The sequence below is a fragment of the Frankia sp. CcCS3 genome, from assembly GCF_977927575.1.
The window spans coordinates 1-5,102 of the sequence record NZ_CDWRCL010000265.1; the positions used below are offsets into that span (position 1 = coordinate 1).

General features: G+C 70.6%; 3 protein-coding genes. 1 reads left to right on the forward strand and 2 read right to left on the reverse strand.

Annotation, left to right across the window (positions count from 1 at the left end; all coding sequences use genetic code 11):
• The first annotated feature begins 1,219 nt into the window (after positions 1–1,219).
• Positions 1,220–2,347, forward strand: a complete 1,128-nt coding sequence (locus tag AC08OQ_RS17545) for a phosphotransferase enzyme family protein (protein ID WP_476601437.1) — start codon at positions 1,220–1,222, stop codon at positions 2,345–2,347.
• An 81-nt stretch (positions 2,348–2,428) separates the two neighbouring features.
• On the opposite strand, the gene AC08OQ_RS17550 is transcribed toward AC08OQ_RS17545, so the two are convergent.
• A complete protein-coding gene (locus tag AC08OQ_RS17550; protein ID WP_476605428.1) occupies positions 2,429–4,477 on the reverse strand; it encodes an enoyl-CoA hydratase-related protein in 2,049 nt (682 codons plus the stop codon).
• Between the two features lie 399 nt (positions 4,478–4,876).
• A complete protein-coding gene (locus tag AC08OQ_RS17555) occupies positions 4,877–5,080 on the reverse strand; it encodes a hypothetical protein (RefSeq protein ID WP_476612215.1) in 204 nt (67 codons plus the stop codon).
• Positions 5,081–5,102: the final 22 nt, after the last annotated feature.

Consider the following 5,102-nt stretch of genomic DNA (forward strand, 5'->3'; position numbering starts at 1 on the left):
ATTACGTCCCCCTAGGGGCCCGGTACGCCGGGTGGCCAGGTCCTACGGGAACATCTCCACCGGACTGGAAACATGAGCCCATCCGGGGTATGCGGATACCCCTTGCGGGCACCCCCGGTGATGTGGGCGCAGCCGGTCACCCGGCCCGTACTCCCGGGCAAGGACCGGCCGCTGGAATGGTCCTCCCGGACGATGGTCAACGGTGTCAAAAGTGGTCAACGGCTGTCGACACCGGTCAACGGCAGGCGACCGCTGTCGACGCCGGTCAACGGCAGGCGTGGCCGCCGCCCGGACTTTCGCTGGTTCGGCACAGATGTATCGGTTCTCCCATCTTGATGAATATTGTCATCGATGGCCGGGCGGGCAGGGTGTTCCGGTGCCAACCGCATCGGGTTCTCACCGGCCCGGCCGTCCGCCCGATGCGCGGCCCGATAATCCGGACGGGAATACATAAACGTGAAACGGAATCGAAGGGCTCGGCGCGCCGTTGTCATTGAGTGGGGAAGTTCTGGTAGGGAATAGCGGATCGGAGAACACGTGAGAGACGCGAGAGAGGTTCAAATATGCGTCGACCCGTTAAGAGAAGAACCGGGCGAGCTGTCGGTGTCCGTCGCATTCTGGTGACCATCGGAGCCGCCGTCACGCTCGGTCTGCTCACCACCGGCGCGGGCTGCCAGCCGCCCGGACCGCCCTGCCCTCCCTACCCGCCCATCCCGCAACCCAACTGCCAGCCCATCCCGAACTGACGTGTCCGGCCGCGGCGGGTCACCTGTCCGGGTGAGACGCCGCGCAGGGCGCGAGGGAGGGAAGGTCGGTGTCCCAATCGCGGGCCCATCGGTGGTCGGCCGTCCGGGTCGGTCGCCGGTGGACCGCGATGGGCTCACCCCGCCGCCGATCGTCCAGTCGATCAGGTTCTTGAAGCTTCCGGTAGTGCGCCTGCGTACTGCGGGGTGCAGAACAGCACGGCGTCGGCCGCAGCGCGGCCGTGTTCGTGGAGGCGCCGCGCCGTGGCGCTGGTTCTTCGACGGTGGGTTTCGACGGTGGGTGCGGCCGGGCCCGGTTCCTTGACGGCGGCCCGCCGACTCCGGCAAACAAGATGGATGCGGACCATTTCCCTTGGTGAAACAGGGTTCAAGCAAGGGTTCAAGCAGGCCGGAACCGTACGCGGGGTCACGTCCTCCCACGGAGGCGCCATCTCGCCTGGACCGGCGGTCGTACGGTGAGCGCGACCTCCGTTGACGGGCTGGTGGGGCTGGACGGCGTCTTCGGTGACGTCCTCGCCGCCTACGATCTCGGCCCGTCGCCGCGGGCGAGCCTGCTGCATGTCTCGGAGAACGTCACTTACCGCGTGGACGACCCGGCGACCGGCCGGCGTTGGGCGTTGCGGCTGCACCGGCCCGGGTACCACACTCTCGTCGAGATTCACGGCGAGCTGGCGTGGGTGGCTGCCCTGCGCGCCGACGGCGTGGTCGTGACGCCGCCGGTCGTGCCGACGATGGCGGGTGGGCCCGTGGCGACCGTGGCCGCGACCGGCGCCCTCCCCCCGAGCGCCGCCTCGCCGGATCCCGCTGGGCCGGATCCCGCCTCGCCGGATCCCGCTGGGCCGGGTGGTGCCGAGCGGCACGCCGTGTTGTTCGAATGGGTCGACGGACGTTCACCGGAACCGACGGACCCCACGTCCCTGCGCGGCGCGTTCGGGCAGCTCGGGGACATCACCGCGCGGCTGCATCGGCACGCGCGGGAGTGGTCCCGCCCGGCTACCTTCGCCCGCTTCGAGTGGACCTGGCGGAGCATGCTCGGCGACGCTGGCCGGTGGGGGAGCTGGTCGGAGGGCTTGATCATCGGGCTGGCCGGCGGCCCCGGCCCGCGGGGGGACAGCCGCGCGGCGTTGGGCCTGCTGAGCCGGGCCGCGGCCGACATCGAGGCACGCCTGGCCGCCTTCGGCACCGGGCTGGACCGGTTCGGGCTCGTCCACGCCGACATGCGGCTGGCGAACCTCCTGGTACCCCGGGACGAGTCCACCGGGGACGTCTGTGTGATCGACTTCGACGACTGCGGCTTCGGCTGGTACCTCTGGGATCTCGCCGCGTCGCTGTCCTTCATCGAGCACCTCGACGAGGCCGGCGACCTGGTGGCCGCCTGGCTGGCCGCCTACCAGCGCCAGCGCCCGCTCACCGCGGACGACGTGGCAATGATCCCCACCTTCGTCCTGTTGCGCCGGCTGCTCCTGGTGGCTTGGCTGGGCACCCATCCGCACTCGGACGCGGTCCCGAGCGTCACCGAGTACGCTCGGGACAGCTGCGAGCTGGCCGAGGCCTATCTAGGCGGGCGGTTCCTCACCGGCTGAGGCGGTGGCCCGCGGCCAGGCCTGACCGGTGGCTCGTCCCGCCCGCCCGGAAGTCCCCGAGGACCGGCCCGCCCGGACCACTCAGCGGCCGGTGAAACGGGGCTCGCGGCGCTCCGTCGAGGCGCGCACCCCCTCGGCGAAGTCCTCGGTGGCCCGCAGTCTGGCCTGCTCGGCGGTTTCCCGTTCGGTGGCCGCCCGGATGACGGGGACGAGATCCGCCCACATTGTCTCCCGGATGCTGCGCACGGCCAGCGGCGCGGCGGCGGTGATCTCACCGGCCAGCGCCACCGCGGCCTCCCGCAGCTCGGTGTTCGGCACGAGCCGGTCGGCGAGGCCGATGGCGAACGCCTCCTGCCCACCGACCCGGCGACCGGTGTAGAGTAGGTCGAGCGCCTTCTGCCGGCCGACGACCGCCGGCAGGGTCACCGAGATGCCAAAGCCCTGGTGCAGCCCGATCCGGGAGAAGTTCGCCGCGAAGCGGCTGTCCGGGCTCGCGACCCGGAAGTCCGCGGACAGCGCGAGCCCCAGCCCGCCGCCGACCGCGCTGCCCTGCACCGCGGCCACGACCGGTATCGGGGAGGCGAATAGCCGTAGCGCCTCGCGGTAAAGGGCCGGCGCCCCCTCATCCGCCGAAATCGCCTCGGCCGCACTCGCGCCGGAGAAGTCGGCTCCGGCGCAGAAGTTCCTGCCCTGGGAGCACAGCACGACGGCACGGACGTCGGAGTCGGCGTCGAGCTTGTCATAGATGTCGGCGAGGGTCTGGATCAGACGCACGTCGAAGAAGTTGTGCGGCGGACGGCGGACCTCGACGACGGCGACGTGGCCGGGCAGGGTGTGTACCGCGATGTCTTCGGACTCGCTCATGATGATCCTCCGTCGGGTCGTCCGTGCTGGTGCCGGCGGTCCGCCGTGCCGGCGAGGTCTCCATCCGTCCGACATCGTCCATCCTGACCGAAAACGCCTCGCGGGTCGCGTCAGCGGCCGGGGGCCGGGGGCCGGCCAGAAGGTCGCGAGCGGAATCGGGGAGTCCGCCGGGACTGAGGAACCGAGGACGACGTCGGTGGGGGTGATGACGCTCGCGTAGCTGTACGGCCCGCCCAGCGTGCCGAGATCGGTGAAGCGGCCGTTGCGCCAACGGAACGCGTGCCCGTTCGCCGTGCCGGCGACGGTTCCCCGGTCGTTGATGGCGGTCACCTCGAGGTCGCCGGTGGGCACGCTAATGGTCGCGCGCTGGCCGTGCTGCCAGACGAATGCACGGCTCGACGAGCCGCGGCTCCGGACGAGGACCTGGCCGACGTTGTTGATACCGATCGCCGAGGAATCGGTGTCGCCGGGGAGCGTGCCGAGGTCGATCAGACGACCGCGTTCCCAGCGGAAGGCGTGGGTGTGACCGTCGGCCGTGTCGCTGTAGCCCACGATCTGCCCGGCGTCGTTCGCGGCCACCGCGGAACTCGACGGGCCGCCGAGGGTACCCAGGTCGTGCAGGGTGCCTCTCCTCCAGAGGAAGGCGTGGGACGGGCCGGCGGCGGTGTCACTGCTGCCGGCGATGGCACCGGCGCTGGTGACCGCGACGGCGGAGCTGCCCGGGCCGCCGAGCGTACCCAGATCCTGCAGGTGGCTGTCCGCCCACCGGAAGGCATGGAACGTACCAGCGTTGGTGGTGCTGGTGCCGACGATGACCCCGGCGCGGTTGACCGCCGCCGCGGTGCTGCTGTAGCCGCCGGCCGTTTGGGTGCCGCCGAGGTAGCCCAGACGCTGGGGCTGGGGGTTTCTGTGTTCCAGCCGGAACGCCTGCCGGTCGTAGTGGCTGACGAAATCGCCGATGACTACGCCGTCCTCGGTCACCGTCTTCGGTGCCGTGCTGCCGTTGAGGACATGCACGGTGCCGTCGCGCCAGAGGAAGCCCGTGGTGCTGTACGCGCCGCTGACCCAGTAACCGGCGTAGAGCCCGCGGCTGTTACCACTGGTCAGCCAGCCGGGACTGCCTGGTCCGGGGATGCCGACCCCGGCCGGCGTCGTCTGGTGTGGGTCAGGTCGTGGTCCTGGAACCGGCGCCGCCAGCGCCGCGGGAAGCCCGGTGAGAGACACGGGAAGCCCGGTGAGGGACAACGGTGCGGTGGCTCCGGCCATGACCGCCAGGTGTACGAATGTTCTCCGGTTGCTCGGCACGGCCGACCTCCCTGGTCAGGCCTTCCCGACCGTCGTCGTGGCCGCCGGGGCGCCATAGCACGGGTTCGGTCGCCAGGATCCTGGCAACGGATCGGGTCGGGATGGCTGGACGGAGGACCAGCCGGCACTCCGCCGATTGATTACCAACTGAAGTTGGATGGTGTCGAACTATAGCCATCTCGTCAATGAATGACACGCCCCGCCTGCGGCCGCGAGGCGCGGAACGTCGCGGGCGCCGGCCGGTGAGCGGCGCGCTGACGTGGGCGTCAGCCGACTCCACCAGATGGCGCGGACGGCTCAGGACACCGTGATGCCGAGTTTCATACCCAGCGACTCGTGGTTGCCGACCGGGCAGTCCAGCTAGTAAGTACCCGGCTGCAGGGTCACCGTGAGGTCCTCGGACTCACCCGGTGCGAGGTCCTTCGTCGTGGCCTCGCGCAGGCCGGGCCCCTCGATCCTCAGCGCGTGCGTCACGTGGACGGCCGGTGGGGTCAGCCGCGCCTCGTCGCCGGGACCAGCTGGGGGGATCTGTCGCTGATCTTGTGATCGAACTGGCCCTCTCATGATCGTCTATTGGTATCGCGCT